General features: G+C 65.2%; 12 protein-coding genes. 8 read left to right on the top strand and 4 right to left on the bottom strand.

What is annotated here, in order from left to right; genetic code table 11:
* Positions 1 to 759, bottom strand: coding sequence for a hypothetical protein (locus tag WFP44_RS00690; protein WP_336924411.1), 759 nt, complete (start codon positions 757 to 759; stop codon positions 1 to 3).
* A 228-nt stretch (positions 760 to 987) separates the two neighbouring features.
* On the opposite strand from WFP44_RS00690, the gene ahpC reads away from it, so the two are divergent.
* The 3 genes from ahpC (at position 988) to katG (ending at position 5735) form a co-directional block, all read left to right on the top strand.
* Positions 988 to 1554: an alkyl hydroperoxide reductase subunit C gene (gene ahpC, locus WFP44_RS00685; protein WP_336924410.1), complete on the top strand. Its 567-nt coding sequence runs from the start codon at positions 988 to 990 to the stop codon at positions 1552 to 1554.
* Between the two features lie 145 nt (positions 1555 to 1699).
* A complete protein-coding gene (gene ahpF, locus WFP44_RS00680) occupies positions 1700 to 3292 on the top strand; it encodes an alkyl hydroperoxide reductase subunit F (protein WP_336924409.1) in 1593 nt (530 codons plus the stop codon).
* 235 nt (positions 3293 to 3527) lie between these two features.
* Positions 3528 to 5735 (top strand): catalase/peroxidase HPI, encoded by a 2208-nt coding sequence (gene katG / locus WFP44_RS00675; RefSeq protein ID WP_336924408.1) that lies wholly within the window; start codon positions 3528 to 3530, stop codon positions 5733 to 5735.
* Between the two features lie 70 nt (positions 5736 to 5805).
* Here katG and WFP44_RS00670 read toward each other — a convergent pair whose 3' ends face one another.
* The 3 genes from WFP44_RS00670 to WFP44_RS00660 form a co-directional block, all read right to left on the bottom strand.
* Positions 5806 to 6372 carry a Smr/MutS family protein gene (locus WFP44_RS00670; protein WP_336924407.1) on the bottom strand — a complete coding sequence of 189 codons (567 nt, stop codon included), beginning with the start codon at positions 6370 to 6372 and terminating at the stop codon, positions 5806 to 5808.
* A gap of 10 nt (positions 6373 to 6382) precedes the next feature.
* Positions 6383 to 7537 (bottom strand): murein transglycosylase A, encoded by a 1155-nt coding sequence (gene mltA / locus WFP44_RS00665; RefSeq protein ID WP_336924406.1) that lies wholly within the window; start codon positions 7535 to 7537, stop codon positions 6383 to 6385.
* Positions 7538 to 7638: 101 nt separating this feature from the next.
* On the bottom strand, positions 7639 to 8292 hold the full coding sequence (locus WFP44_RS00660; protein ID WP_336924405.1) for a Tim44/TimA family putative adaptor protein: 654 nt from the start codon (positions 8290 to 8292) through the stop codon (positions 7639 to 7641).
* Positions 8293 to 8609: 317 nt separating this feature from the next.
* Between WFP44_RS00660 and secB the strand changes: the two genes are divergently transcribed.
* From secB to WFP44_RS00635, 5 genes are all read left to right on the top strand, one after another.
* Positions 8610 to 9125 (top strand): protein-export chaperone SecB, encoded by a 516-nt coding sequence (gene secB, locus WFP44_RS00655; protein ID WP_336924404.1) that lies wholly within the window; start codon positions 8610 to 8612, stop codon positions 9123 to 9125.
* Positions 9126 to 9156: 31 nt separating this feature from the next.
* Positions 9157 to 10728 carry a murein biosynthesis integral membrane protein MurJ gene (gene murJ / locus WFP44_RS00650; RefSeq protein WP_336924403.1) on the top strand — a complete coding sequence of 524 codons (1572 nt, stop codon included), beginning with the start codon at positions 9157 to 9159 and terminating at the stop codon, positions 10726 to 10728.
* A 46-nt stretch (positions 10729 to 10774) separates the two neighbouring features.
* Positions 10775 to 11791: a tryptophan--tRNA ligase gene (gene trpS / locus WFP44_RS00645; protein WP_336924402.1), complete on the top strand. Its 1017-nt coding sequence runs from the start codon at positions 10775 to 10777 to the stop codon at positions 11789 to 11791.
* A 191-nt stretch (positions 11792 to 11982) separates the two neighbouring features.
* A complete protein-coding gene (locus WFP44_RS00640) occupies positions 11983 to 12690 on the top strand; it encodes a DUF4136 domain-containing protein (protein WP_377923129.1) in 708 nt (235 codons plus the stop codon).
* A 132-nt stretch (positions 12691 to 12822) separates the two neighbouring features.
* Positions 12823 to 13785 carry an alpha/beta hydrolase gene (locus WFP44_RS00635; RefSeq protein ID WP_336924401.1) on the top strand — a complete coding sequence of 321 codons (963 nt, stop codon included), beginning with the start codon at positions 12823 to 12825 and terminating at the stop codon, positions 13783 to 13785.
* Positions 13786 to 13790 lie beyond the last annotated feature (5 nt).

The raw sequence follows: 13790 nt of genomic DNA, 5'->3' as shown, positions 1-13790 counted from the left end.
TCAGCGGTAAACCGCCAGCGACAGCACGGCGCGTGAAATGGCATCGAACCATGCGCTGCCCACCACGGCTTCGTGAACGGCACCTTGTGCGACTATCCAGCCTGCCCCGAACAGTGTCGCCCCGCTGATGCGGCCGGTGCTGCGCCGCTCGTTCCACAGGATTGCCGCCGCCATGCTCCACAGCGTGAGGTAGAGCCAGAAGGTCGGGATCGGATCGTCAAGCTCCAGCGCGCGGAACCAGAAGCGGTTCACGCCCGGCGGCAACACCGGCAGCATGGCGAGCAGGATCAGCGAGCGGTGGACCTGCGGCCTCACCTTCGCATTGCGGATGGCCAGCGCGAAGAGGATGGAAAAGCCCGCAAAGGCGAGCAGGCCCAGATAGAGCCCATCCGTCCCCGGATCGCGCCCCGCATCCATGCCTGCCCGGCTGGCGATCAGTTGCAGGAACAGGCCCAGCATCATGATCGCGCTGGCATGGGCAATGCCCCACAGGCCCAATGCGCGGTGCAGCTTCACCCGGCCCGTATTCACCAGCGCTGATTGCACCACCAGCAGCAGCATCCAGCTGACATAAACCGCCCCGTGCAGATGCACGATGGGCGGAGCCGGCGGAAAGTCGCCGCGCAGCGCAGGAAGCGCCGAATGCATCCCGAACCCGCCGAACACGAACAGGCACATGGCAAGGATCAGGATCAGCGAAAAGCTTGGCCGGAATCGTGTTTCCGCGCGTCGCCGCGCAAGCGCCGTGGCTGGCTGCATTACCCCTCCCCCCGACCGCTATCGTGCGCGGTTCCTTGCGGTGAAGCTGCGCCAGCGCTGCAAAAAACGCAACACCTGTTGCACTTTTCGAAACTTTTACGGAGGTGATCGATTATTTCGATCATCTCCATCGCATCAATCGGCTTTGTTGCGCTGCATCAATGCTTATCTGCGGCTTCGGAATTGTAACCGGCCAGCATTTGCGGGCCATCAAACGGAGCGAAAACAATGGGTATCATCGGCAGCACCATCAAGCCGTTCAAAGCCACCGCCTTTCAGGCGGGCAAGGACTTCTTCGACGTGACCGAAGCCGACATCGCCGGCAAGTGGGCGGTGTTCTTCTTCTATCCGGCCGACTTCACCTTCGTCTGCCCGACCGAACTGGAAGATCTGGGCGAACATTACGCACAGCTGCAGAAGCTGGGCGTGGAGGTTTATGCCGTATCCACCGACACGCATTTCAGCCACAAGGCGTGGCACGACACCAGCGAGAAGATCGGCAAGCTGCAATACGCCTTCCTGGGCGACCAGAACCATGTGCTGACCAAGAACTTTGGCGTGCTGCGCGAAGATTCGGGCCTGGCTGATCGTGCGACCTTCGTGGTCGATCCCGATGGCGTGATCCAGATCATGGAAATCACCTGCGAAGGCGTGGGCCGCAATGCCAACGAACTGACCCGCAAGATCCGTGCGGCGCAGTATGTCCGCAACAACCCCGGCCAGGTCTGCCCGGCCGCCTGGGAAGAAGGCGCCGAAACGCTTGCCCCCAGCCTCGACCTGGTTGGCAAGATCTAAGCCGCAGCGCTTGATCACCTGACGCGTTCCCGTCGCCCCCCGACGGGTCGCCTGAACGGCCCGGAGGCGTCTATCCCCCTCCACCACCCCGGATGCCTCCGGGCCGTTCTACCCCCTTCCCCCCCTTTCTGACCGGAGACCCGCGATGCTCGATGCGACGATGACCCAGCAATTGCAGCAATATCTCGGCAATTTGCGCGAGGGGGTGGAGCTTGTCGCCAGCCTTGGCGACGATAAGCGCAGTGCCGACACCCGCGCGCTGATCGAACAGATTGCGGGCCTGCACGACCTTGTCACCGCGCGGTTTGACGGCACCGATGCGCGCCGCCCCAGCTTTGAAATCCGCCGCGCCAGCGATCCGTCGCGCTCGGTGCGCTTTGCCGGCCTGCCGATGGGGCACGAATTCACTTCGCTGGTGCTGGCTCTGCTGTGGGCAGGCGGCCACCCGCCCAAGGTCGATCCGCAAGTGCTGGAGCAGATCGCCGCGCTGGATGGCGACTATGCTTTCGAGATGTATTTCAGCCTGTCCTGCCACAACTGCCCCGATGTGGTGCAGGCGCTGACGCTGATGGCGCTGTATAATCCGCGCGTCTCCGCCACGCTGATCGAAGGCGGTTCGTTCCAGGCCGAAGTGGAGGAACGCGGCGTGATGGCCGTGCCCGCCACTTTCCTGAACGGGGAGATGTTCGCCAGCGGCAAGATGGGCGTGGAGGAAATCCTTGGCCGTCTGGATACCGGCGCCGAAGCGCGCGCTGCGGCGAAGCTTGCCGAAAAGGCACCGATGGACGTGCTGGTGGTGGGCGGCGGCCCGGCGGGCGCGTCGGCGGCGATCTATACCGCGCGCAAGGGCTTTGCCACCGGCATCGCGGCGGAACGCTTCGGCGGGCAGGTGATGGACACGCTGGGGATCGAGAACTTCATTTCCGTCCCCTATACCGAAGGGCCGAAACTGGCCGCCCAGCTGGAAGCCCATGTGGGCGAATACGCTATCGACGTGATGAAGCTGGTCACCGCCAGCCGCCTCGTCCCCGCCAGCCAGCCCGGCGGCTATCACACGGTCGAATTTTCCAACGGTGCGATGCTCAAGGCGCGCACGCTGATCCTGTCCACCGGCGCGCGTTGGCGCAATCTGGGCGTGCCGGGCGAGGAGACCTACAAGAACAAGGGCGTCGCCTACTGCCCGCATTGCGACGGCCCGCTGTTCAAGGGCAAGCGCGTGGCGGTGATCGGCGGCGGCAATTCGGGTGTCGAGGCCGCGATCGACCTGGCCGGAATTGTCGGCCATGTCACGCTGATCGAATTTGACAGCGCGCTTCGCGCCGATGCGGTGTTGCAGGCCAAGCTGCGGTCAATGCCCAATGTCACCATCCTCACATCCGCGCAGACCACCGAAGTGACCGGCGACGGCGCACGGGTGAACGGCCTTGTCTATCAGGATCGCAATTCGGGCGTCGAACACCGGATCGATCTGGAAGGCGTGTTCGTGCAGATCGGCCTTGTGCCCAATACCGAATGGTTGAGGGACAGCGGCATTGCCCTGTCGGCCCGAGGCGAAATCGAGATCGACCACAAGGCCGCCACCAGCATTCCCGGCGTGTTTGCCGCGGGCGATTGCACCACCGTGCCATACAAGCAGATCATCATCGCGATGGGCGAAGGCTCGAAGGCGGCGCTGTCGGCCTTCGATTACCTGATCCGCACCGAAAGCGTGGAAGAACTGGCCGAAGCGGCGGAATAATCCGCGCCCGTCAGCCGTTTCCGGCAGAACCCCAGCGAACCGCAAAGGCCGCCCCGGCAGCCTTTGCGGTTTTCGCGTGTCTGGCGGCGGCGCGCATCGGCCAGACCTCTCAACTAAACGGCTCAGTCGATCAATGTCTGTCATTTAATCGACTGGACGGATTATCATACAGCCGCCATCTTCGTGGCCTACCCCATTCAGGGACGCCAAGTCCCGCTGTTGAGAGGAGACCACGATGGACGCGAAAACCGGTTCTATTTCAGGAGGCTGTCCGTTCCACGGCAGCACCCAGACCCGCAGCCTGCTGGGCCGCACCAACCGCGATTGGTGGCCCGATTCGCTGAATCTGGAAATCCTGACGCAAGGCGGCAAGTCGGCTGACCCGATGGGCGAGGATTTCGATTATTGCGAAGCGTTCAACGCGCTCGATTACAACGCGCTCAAGGCCGATCTCACCGCGCTGATGACCGACAGCCAGGATTGGTGGCCCGCCGATTACGGCCATTACGGCCCGTTCTTCATCCGCATGGCGTGGCACGCGGCCGGCACCTACCGCACGGGCGACGGGCGCGGCGGCGCGGGCAGCGGGCAGCAGCGCTTTGCCCCGCTCAATTCCTGGCCGGATAACGGCAATCTCGACAAGGCGCGCCGCCTGCTCTGGCCGATCAAGAAGAAGTACGGCCAGCACATCAGCTGGGCTGACCTGTTCATCCTGACGGGCAATGTCGCCATCGAAAGCATGGGCGGCCCGGTCTTCGGCTTCGGCGGCGGCCGCAAGGATGTGTACGAGCCGGAAACCGTCTATTGGGGCACCGAAGAGCAGTGGGTGAACGAAGGTGTTCCCACCCGCATCAACCCCAAGGAAGGCAAGGCGCTCGACAACCCGCTGGCCGCAATCCAGATGGGCCTGATCTATGTCAATCCCGAAGGGCCGCAGGGCAATCCGCATGATTGGGAAGGCATGGCGCGCGATATGCGCGAAACCTTCGCCCGCATGGCCATGAATGACGAGGAAACCGTGGCGCTGACCGCCGGCGGCCACGCCTTCGGCAAGGCGCACGGCGCGGCCCCGGCCCCCACCTTCCGCAACGCGCCCGAATCCGAAGCGCTCGAACTGATGGGCTTTGGCTGGCTGACCGATCCGGAAGAGATCGAAAAGGGCCACATCACCACCAGCGGCATCGAAGGCGCATGGTCGAATACGCCCACGCAGTGGGGCGGCAATTACTTCCGCCTGCTGTTCAAGTATGACTATGAACTGGTGAAGTCGCCTGCCGGTGCATATCAGTGGCAGCCGATCAACCAGGAATACGAGGACATGGCCCCCGACGCGCGCGACCCTGCCAAGCGCGTGCCAACCATGATGACCACCGCCGACATGGCGTTGAAGCGCGATCCGGAATACCGCAAGATTTCCGAACGCTTCCGCGACGATCAGGCCGCGCTCGACGATGCCTTTGCCCGCGCCTGGTTCAAGCTGTGCCACCGCGACATGGGGCCAAAGGTGCGTTACCTCGGCCCGGAAGTTCCGGCCGAAGACCTGATCTGGCAGGATCCGGTGCCCGCCGGAACCACGCCTTCGCAAGCGGATGTGGAGGCGTTCAAGGCCAAGGTGCTTTCCAGCGGCCTGTCGGTCAGCGAACTGGTGAAGGCGGCCTGGGCCTCGGCCTCGACCTACCGCAATTCGGACCACCGCGGCGGCGCCAATGGCGCGCGTGTGCGGCTGGAACCGCAACGCGGCTGGAAGGTCAACGATCCGGAGGAACTGGACAAGGTTCTCTCCACGCTGGACGGTCTGCGCGGCAGCCTGTCGATGGCCGATGCCATCGTGCTGGCCGGTGCCGCAGCGGTGGAAAAGGCGGCGGCCGATGGCGGCTTTGCCGTGAAAGTGGATGTCACCACCGGGCGCGGCGATGCCACGCAGGAGCAGACCGATGTGGAAAGCTTCGAAGTGCTCGAACCCTTTGCCGATGGCTTCCGCAATTATCTGCGCACCAAGGCCGATGTGAAGACCGAGGATATGCTGATCGACCGGGCCAATCTGATGGGCCTGTCGGTGCCGGAAATGACCGTGCTGGTCGGCGGCCTGCGCGCGCTGGGCGCGGTGTCGGGCAATAGCGGCAAGGGCGTGCTGACTGACCGCCCCGGCGTGCTGTCGAATGATTTCTTCGTCAACCTGCTCGACATGGGCACGCATTGGAGCGTGGTCGATGACAGCGGCGAGGAGGAATATGTCGGCCGCGACCGCAAGTCGGGTGCGGAAAAGTGGCGCGCCACCCGTGCGGACCTGATCTTCGGTTCCAACTCGCAATTGCGCGCGGTGGCCGAAGTCTATGCCGAGGATGGCAGCCGCGAAAAGTTCGTGAAGGACTTTGCCAAGGCGTTCGCCAAGGTGATGGATGCCGACCGGTTCGACCTGACTTACGCCAAATACCACAAGTAAGCGAAAAGGCTCCGTTTCGCTTGCCTGAGGAGGCCCCTGGCAGCAATGCCGGGGGCCTTTTTCGTGACGCTCAGCGGCGGCGGCGCAGCACCAGATAGAGCGCGCCCTCGCCGCCGTGCTTGCGCTGTGCGGGGCGAACAGCGGCAATGTCGCTGCCATGCGGGCCGGCGGCCAGCCAGTCGAGCACCTTGGCACGGATCGCCCCGCGCATTTCCGCGCGGTCGGCGGCGTCCACCGGCCGGGGCTTGCCGGTAATCAGCAGCACCAGCCGCGCGCCCATGGCCTTGGCCTGCACCAATCCGTCATCCAGCCGCCGATGCGCCTGTTCCAGATTGTGGCCATGCAGGTCGAGCGTGAAATCCGGCTCCATCGCATTGCGCGCCAGCCGCCGCTCCCAGTGCGAATCCAGCCCTTCGCCCGGCGGCGGCAGGACAGGCGGCGCAGGCTTTGGTGCAGCCGGAACCAGAGGCGCGGGGATACGGCCTTTCACCCGTTTGGCCGGCGGCGCGGCAAGCGCAGGCTGCGGGGCAAGAGGGTGCGGAGCGGGCTTTCGCGGATGCAGCGGCTTCACCGTTGCCGCCAGCCGCGCCCACAGATCGGCTTCTTCCGGCGAAAGACCGCGCGGCGCGCGGCTCATCGCACGCCCCTCATCGGACACCCAGCCGCGCCAGCGTGCCGCGTGGCAGCAGCAGCGTGGCCTGGCCCCGCGCGCTCATTCCGCCTGCCACGTCGCGCGCCCGTTCGCCCGCGCCCCAGAAGGTATCGAAGCGGTTGGCCCCGCGGATTGCGCCGCCGGTATCCTGCGCCACCCACAGCCCGCGCGCTTCGGGCCGGTCGGTGGAAAGGAACACCGGCGCACCGTAAGGCACGAAGCGCGGATCGACCGCGACCGAGCTTTCCGCGCGCACCGGCACGCCGATGCTGCCCAGCGGGCCATCACCTTCGAGCACGCGGAAGAACACGAAACTCTCGTTCTCGCGCATCAGGGCGCGGCCTTGTTGCGGGTTTTCGCGGATATATTGCATGATGCCCTGCATCGATCCCGCATACTGCCCCGGCCCGCTGCCCAACAGGCCACGTTCGCGCATCAAGGCGCCAATGCCGGTATAGGAATGGCCGTTCTGCCCGGCATAGCCGATGCGGATCACCTCGCCTTCGGGGGTCAGCAGCCGGCCCGATCCCTGGATTTGCAGGAAGAAGAATTCCACCGGATCGGCCGCCCAGCCGATTTCCAGCCCGCGCCCGGCCAGCGCGCCATCGGCGATCTCGGCATGGGTGTAATAGGGGACGCAGATGCCCCGCTCGTCCAGCCGGCCCAAAGGCGCGCGACCTGTGCGTTCGCTCTGCGGCGTGTCGTCCCGCCAGCACCGGATCAGATCGGGCGGCAGGCCGTAAACCGGCACCTCGAAACCGGGGCGGCGTGTGCGTGATCCGGCGATTTCCGGCTCGAAATAGCCCGTGGCAAAGGCCGCGCCGTCGCCCACCACCACGCTTTCGAAATGAACCTCGAAAAAGCGGGCGGCATCGGCGCGCGGCCAGGTGGCGGCGGCGGTGCAGGCCTCGCGCCAGTCTTCGGGCCGGGTCAGCCCGCTGTCATCCGCGCGGCGCAGCAAGACGGGGCAGGACAGGTGAAAGGCATCGAGCGCGCCGGCGCTGTCGCGCGGTTGCAGACCCAAGCTGGCGATCGCGGGGCCGCGCGCGACACCCAGTAAGGCAGCGGTCGCGGCAGGTGGCGCAGATGGCGGCGGCGCAGGGGATGGACCAACGCTGACGCAGCCTGCCAACAGGGCCAGCACAGCCACAGCCGCGCCGAAGCGGAACCTGCCAGCGATGCAAGGACGCACGGCCTTGTGGGTATCCCGGTCGGTATCCGGCACGGGCCAGCCCCCTGTCTGCCTGAAGATCAGCCTTGGTCGGTCTCGACCAGCAGCCAGGCGGGGCTGGACGAGCGCACATCGCGGCTGAAGGTCCAGACATCGCGGCTTTCCACCGCATCATCGAGCGAACCGGCCACCACATTGCCATCGGCGTCGCGGGTGACAGCCGCGATATCGGCCACGAAACGCACCGCGATGCGGGCGATGTTTCCGTCGAGCACCGCCGAATGCACCGCGCTGTCCTCGATCCGGATCAGCCGGTTGTCGAGCGTGTGTCCGGCCACCTCGCGCTCGGCAATGGCGGCAACGAAGCTGTCATAGACATCGCGGTCGCACAATTCGGCCAGTTCCTCGCGGTCGCCGCGCCAGAAGGCTTCGAGCACCATCTGATACGCGCCGCGCGCGCCTTCGAGGAAGCCGATCAGGTCAAACCGGCGGTCGGCTGCGGCAATCTCGCGCAGGCCCCGCTCCACCGCAGGCGGGAAGCCCGACAATTGCCGCTCATTGCGCGGGGCTTCGGCCAGCGGGGCGGGCGGCGCCATGCGGCGCGCGTCATCGCTGCGTTCGAAATTGCCGGGCACGATCTCCTCCTCATGCTCGGCCCGGCGGCCCAGCACGGAATAGAGCCGCAGCCCCAGAAAGGCGGCGATCATGGCGAGGATGACAATCTCAAAAACCACAGGCAATTCCCGTTTCGCTGAAGCGGGGGGAGCGGGGCAATTCAGCCACCGCGCATCAATCCGTCCCGCGCGTGCCGTAATAGTGGCAAAGATGGGAATGAAATACAAATCCGCAACGCCCAAAGGGGCGAATTTGGCGCTGGTGCGTCCCATCACGGCAACATTTATCCGGCACTATCTTTGTGTGGTTTTGCCCCTTGCACCGCGCGCGCCCCGTTGCGGTGGCAGCGCACCGGTGCTAGGCGCGCGCCCCAGACAGATATCTCAACCCGCCGGGCGATCCGATGTCCCCGGCCAGCTGACGAAAGCATCCGACCATGGCCGAAGAAGGCAACGTCCTGACCAACCGCGATGGCAACCAGCCGGTGCCCAACGGCGCCGATACGCTGCCCGTGGCCGGCATCATCAGCCAGTATGTGCGCGACCTGTCGGTGGAAAATCCCAAGGCGCCCGAAAGCTTCCAATGGACCGGCGCCCCGCAGATGGACGTGCAGTTCAACATCGGCGCGCGCAAGATCAGCGACGAGGTGAGCGAAGTGGAACTGAAAATCACCGCCACCGCCAAGACCGAACAGGGCGTCGCCTATATTGTGGACCTGGCCTTCTGCGGCCTGGTGGGTATGCGCAACATGGCCGAGGACCAGATGCATATGTTCACCTATGCCGAAGCGCCGCGCATCCTGTTCCCCTTTGCCCGCCGGGTGATTGCCGATGCGGTGCGCGACGCGGGCTTTGCTCCGCTGCTGCTCGACCCCATCGATTTCAACGGCCTGTATGTCCAGCAATTGCAGGCCAAGCAGGCCGCAGAAGCGGGCGCAGGCGCGAACGCCTGAGGCGGCACGGGCAGAGCCGGGCGCGCCAGGCATGAGCCTTGTCCGCAATGTCGGCACGATCGGCGGGCTGACCATGGTCAGCCGCATCTTCGGCTTTGCGCGCGATATGCTGCTCGCCCGCGTGCTGGGCGCGGGCGGCGTGGCGGATGCCTGGCAGCTGGCCTTCCAATTGCCCAACATCTTCCGCCGCCTGTTTGCCGAAGGCGCCTTTGCCAGCGCCTTCGTGCCGCTGTTCAACCGGCGCATGGGCGCGGATGGCGACCTTTCCGAAGCGCGCCGCTTCGCCGACGAGGTGATGGCGGTGCTGATCCCCATCCTGATCGTGTTTTCCGCGCTGGCGCTGATCGCGATGCCGTGGATCGCGGGGCTGTTCGCGAATGAGGGGATGGAGGGCGACCCCGAACTGTTCGACCTTGCCGTGCTGATGGCGCGGCTGGCTTTCCCCTATCTCGCCTTCATGAGCCTCGCCACGGTGTTTGCCGCCGTGCTCAATTCGCTGTCGCGCTTTGCCGCGGCCGCGGCGGCACCGATCCTGCTCAATGTCTGCATGGTAACGGTGCTGCTCTGGGGCTTTGCGCAGCCGGATTCGGCCGATCTCAGGCAAAATGTCGGGATGTGGCTGGGCGTGGCGGTCACCGTTTCGGGCCTGCTGCAACTCATCTGGCTGGGCTGGTTCGCCGCGCGCCACGGCTTTCGCATCCGCCTTGCCCGCCCGCGCATGACCGGCGGCGTGAAGGAACTTTTCATCCTGATCGGCCCGGCCGTGCTGGGGGCGGGCGTGTATCAGATCAGCCGCTTCATCGACCTGTTCTTCCTCGCCACCCTGCCCGATGGGTCCTACACCTTCCTGGCAATGGCCGACCGGCTGAACCAGATGCCGATGGGCATTATCGCCATCGCGCTGGGCACCGCCATCCTCCCTTCGCTCAGCCGCTTTGTCGCGCAGGACAAGCCGGACGAAGCCGCGCGCCTGCAAGGCAATGCGGTGGAACTGGCGCTGCTGCTCACCCTGCCTGCCGCGGTCGCGCTGTTCATCGCTGGCAGCGCCTTCACCCGCGCCTTTTACGCGGGCGGGGCGTTCACGCTGGACAATGCGATGGCGACCGGCGCGGTGGTATCGGGGCTGGTGATCGGCCTGCCGGCCTATGTGCTGGTGAAAGTGCTGATCCCCAGCTTCTTCGCGCGCAAGGACACGCGCACCCCGGTTTACACCGCCGGCGGATCGCTGCTGGTGAATATCGCGCTCAATTTCCTGCTGGTGCCGCGTCTGGGCGTGCAGGGTCTGGCGATTGCCGGATCGCTCGCCGCGTGGTGCAATGCGGGCGCGCTTTACGCCATTCTGGCGACCAAGGGGCATTACCGGGTCACCGCGCTTTCGCTGGGCCGCATCGGCCGCACTGCGCTGGCCAGCGCGGTGATGGGCGCGGCGCTGTGGTTCGCCATGCCGCTGGGCGATCCCTATTACACGGGCGGGGTGCTGGAACGCGTGGGCGCGGTGGCCGCGCTGGTGGCAGCGGGCGGCGTTGTCTATCTGCTGGCAGCCGTGCTGCTGGGCGTGGTTGACAAGCAGACGATTGCCCAGTTGAAGCGTCGTCCGGCCTGATCTGGCCGCTTGCAACCCTTTACGCATTTTCGGACAGGTGAAATCCATGCGCGTCGTATCCGGTATCCAGCCCACGGGCTCGCTCCATCTGGGGAATTATCTGGGCGCGATCCGCAATTGGGCGGCGATGCAGGATGGCCTTGCCGATGGGGAACAGTGCCTGTTCTTCCTGGCGGATCTGCACGCCATTTCCATGCCGCACGATCCCGCACAATTGCGTGCCGCCACGCTGGAAATGACCGCCGCGCTGGTCGCCTGCGGGATCGATCCGGCGCGCTCTGTCCTGTTCAACCAGGCGCAGGTGCCTGCTCATGCGGAGCTGCAATGGCTGCTCAACGGCACGGCGCGCATGGGCTGGCTGAACCGGATGACGCAGTTCAAGGACAAGTCGGGCAAGAACCGCGAAGGCGCCAGCGTCGCGCTTTACACCTATCCGGTGCTGCAAGCCGCCGACGTGCTGCTGTATCAGGCGACCCACGTGCCCGTGGGCGACGACCAGAAGCAGCATCTGGAGCTGGCGCGCGACATCGCGCAGAAGTTCAACAACGATTTCTGCACCGAAGATGCGCCCGTCTTCACCCTGCCTGAACCGATCATCCCGCCCGAAGCCGCGCGCATCATGTCCTTGCGCGATGGCACCGCGAAGATGAGCAAGTCCGACCCATCGGACATGAGCCGGATCAATCTGGCCGACGATCCGGACGAGATGGCGAAGAAGATCAAGAAGGCCAAGACCGATCCCGAACCGCTGCCTTCCGAACTTGCCGGACTGGAGGGGCGGCCCGAAGCGCTCAACCTTGTCTCGATCTATGCTGCGCTCGAAGGCTCCACGCCGGGCGATGTGCTGGCGCGTTTTGGCGGGCAGGGCTTTGGCGCGTTCAAGCCGGCCATGGCCGAACTGGTGGTGGAAACGCTGGGGCCGATCCAGCGCCGCTTTGTGGAACTGAAGGCTGATCGCGAGGCGCTGGACGCCATACTGGCGCGCGGCGCGGCGCGGGCACGGGAAATCGGCCTGCCCACGCTGAAAGCGGCATACGATGCACTTGGCCTCGTTCGGGGATAAGGCCCGCGCGCGGCCAAGGGTTTCGTTTCGCAATCCATTCAATCGCGGTTCAGCCAGCACTTGCTAAACGCTTGCGCATATTGGAACAATTGCGTGCGTTCTGCCGCTATTAGGCAAGGCCGCTCGCAAGAACAGGAATGGGTGCCATGTCGACGTTTTTTCAACCGCTTGCCGCAACGCTGAAGGCAGGCATGGGCACAGGATTGAAACTGGCCGCCGCAGCAGTGATGGCGGGCAGTCTGGCGGCCTGTGCCACACCTTTCCGCGCCGATGTCAGCCGCTTCGAATCACAGCTTCCGGCACCTGCGGGGCAGAGCTTCTATGTCGTGGCGGATGATCCGGCACTGGCGGGCGGGCTGGAATTTGCGCTCTATGCCGATTATGTCGAGGCGCAGATGGCGCGGCTGGGCTATGCGCAGGCCGCGCGGCCCGAAGATGCCAGCCTGCTGGTGCGTTTCGATTACGGGGTCGATAATGGCCGCGAGCGTATCCGTTCGCGCCCCAGCACATTCCGCGATCCGTTCTACGATCCGTGGTTCAGCTACCGCCCCTTCGTCTACCGCGACCGGCTCGGCAATACGCGCGTGGCTTACCTGCCCAACAGCCGCTGGGGCTATGGCTGGTACGACCCCTTCTTTGACAGCCGCTTTGGCCACAGCGAAGTGGAAAGCACCACCGTGTATACCAGCGGGATTGATCTGAAGATCGACGACGCCGCCACCGGCCAGCGCCTGTTCGAAGGCAAGGCCGAAGCGGTCTCGACCTCCAACCGCCTGCAATATCTGGTGCCCAATCTGGTGGAAGCGATGTTCACCGACTTCCCCGGCAATTCGGGCGAGACGGTGCGCATTTCGATCGCACCCGAAGATCAGCCGGTGCAGCGCGACCAGCGCCGTTGACCCATTTGCGCTTCACGCGTTCCCGGTAGCTCCTGGGAATCACGAGGGCGGGCCTTCCTATCCGGGGAGGCCCGCCTTTCCTTTGTGCGCAAACTGCGCCAGTCTGCCCGGTGGAGAGAAGGAGACCGGGTGATGAAAGGTATCAGGGCAATTGGCGTGGCCGCAGCCTTTGCCGTGCTGGCCGCGTGCAGCCAGCCAGCAAGCGAGGAACCGCAGGCGCAGACCGTGTGGCCGGGCGTGCCCGAAGAACAGGCCGCGCAAATCCGCGCGGCAGGCAAGGTGATTGACCCGGCCAGTTTCGCCATCTTCGCACCTCTGGTGCCGCCCCCGCCCTACGCCGATGTCACGATGACCACCGACATCGCCTATGGCCCCGATCCGCTGCAAAAGCTCGATCTCTACACTTTCAACGCGGCCGCCGCGGGCGAGATGCGGCCCGTCCTCATCTATGTCCACGGCGGCGGCTTTACCGGGGGCAGCAAGCAGGGCGATTATTACCCGCAAAGCGCCACCGCATGGGCGGCGCGCAACGGCATGGTGGGCGTCAATATCGATTATCGCCTCGCACCTGCCAACCCCTGGCCCGCCGCGCGCGACGATCTGGCCGCCGCGATCCAATGGGTGCGCGCCAATATCGCGCAGCACGGCGGCGATCCCGACCGGATCTTCCTGTGGGGCCATTCGGCCGGCGCGTCGATCGTGGCCGATTATGTGCAGCATACCGACCGGCAGGGGCCGGAAGCCGCAGGCGTGAAAGGCGCGCTGCTCCTTTCGCCTGCCTATGCGCGCGCGATGGGGGGCAACCCCCACCCCTATTACGGCACCGATCCGGATTTGCAGACCACGGCCCCGGTGCTGGCCCGGCTGGGCGCCAGCACGATCCCACTGATGCTGGGTTGGGCCGAGTATGACCCCGACCTGTTCCACGATTTTGCCCGCGATGCCGAACAGACGCTGTGCGCTACAGGCAGCCGTCTCAACTGCCCGACGATGCTTTACCTGAAAGACCACAACCACATGACCGAAGGCGCCAGCATCGGCAGCGCGGACGAGAGCCTGTCCGGCCCCTTCCTGCGATGGATGCGCGGATTGTAAGCGTG

Source organism: Alteraurantiacibacter palmitatis (genome assembly GCF_037154115.1).
Taxonomy (GTDB): domain Bacteria; phylum Pseudomonadota; class Alphaproteobacteria; order Sphingomonadales; family Sphingomonadaceae; genus Alteraurantiacibacter; species Alteraurantiacibacter palmitatis.
This window is presented reverse-complemented; position numbering and strand designations above follow the sequence as displayed.

Excerpts from the sequence above, each read along its gene's own strand:
- WFP44_RS00690 (WP_336924411.1), bottom strand. The coding sequence starts at position 759 with ATGCAGCCAGCCACGGCGCTTGCGCGGCGACGCGCGGAAACACGATTC.
- ahpC (WP_336924410.1), top strand. The coding sequence starts at position 988 with ATGGGTATCATCGGCAGCACCATCAAGCCGTTCAAAGCCACCGCCTTT.
- ahpF (WP_336924409.1), top strand. The coding sequence starts at position 1,700 with ATGCTCGATGCGACGATGACCCAGCAATTGCAGCAATATCTCGGCAAT.
- katG (WP_336924408.1), top strand. The coding sequence starts at position 3,528 with ATGGACGCGAAAACCGGTTCTATTTCAGGAGGCTGTCCGTTCCACGGC.
- WFP44_RS00670 (WP_336924407.1), bottom strand. The coding sequence starts at position 6,372 with ATGAGCCGCGCGCCGCGCGGTCTTTCGCCGGAAGAAGCCGATCTGTGG.
- secB (WP_336924404.1), top strand. The coding sequence starts at position 8,610 with ATGGCCGAAGAAGGCAACGTCCTGACCAACCGCGATGGCAACCAGCCG.
- murJ (WP_336924403.1), top strand. The coding sequence starts at position 9,157 with ATGAGCCTTGTCCGCAATGTCGGCACGATCGGCGGGCTGACCATGGTC.
- trpS (WP_336924402.1), top strand. The coding sequence starts at position 10,775 with ATGCGCGTCGTATCCGGTATCCAGCCCACGGGCTCGCTCCATCTGGGG.
- WFP44_RS00640 (WP_377923129.1), top strand. The coding sequence starts at position 11,983 with ATGGGCACAGGATTGAAACTGGCCGCCGCAGCAGTGATGGCGGGCAGT.
- WFP44_RS00635 (WP_336924401.1), top strand. The coding sequence starts at position 12,823 with ATGAAAGGTATCAGGGCAATTGGCGTGGCCGCAGCCTTTGCCGTGCTG.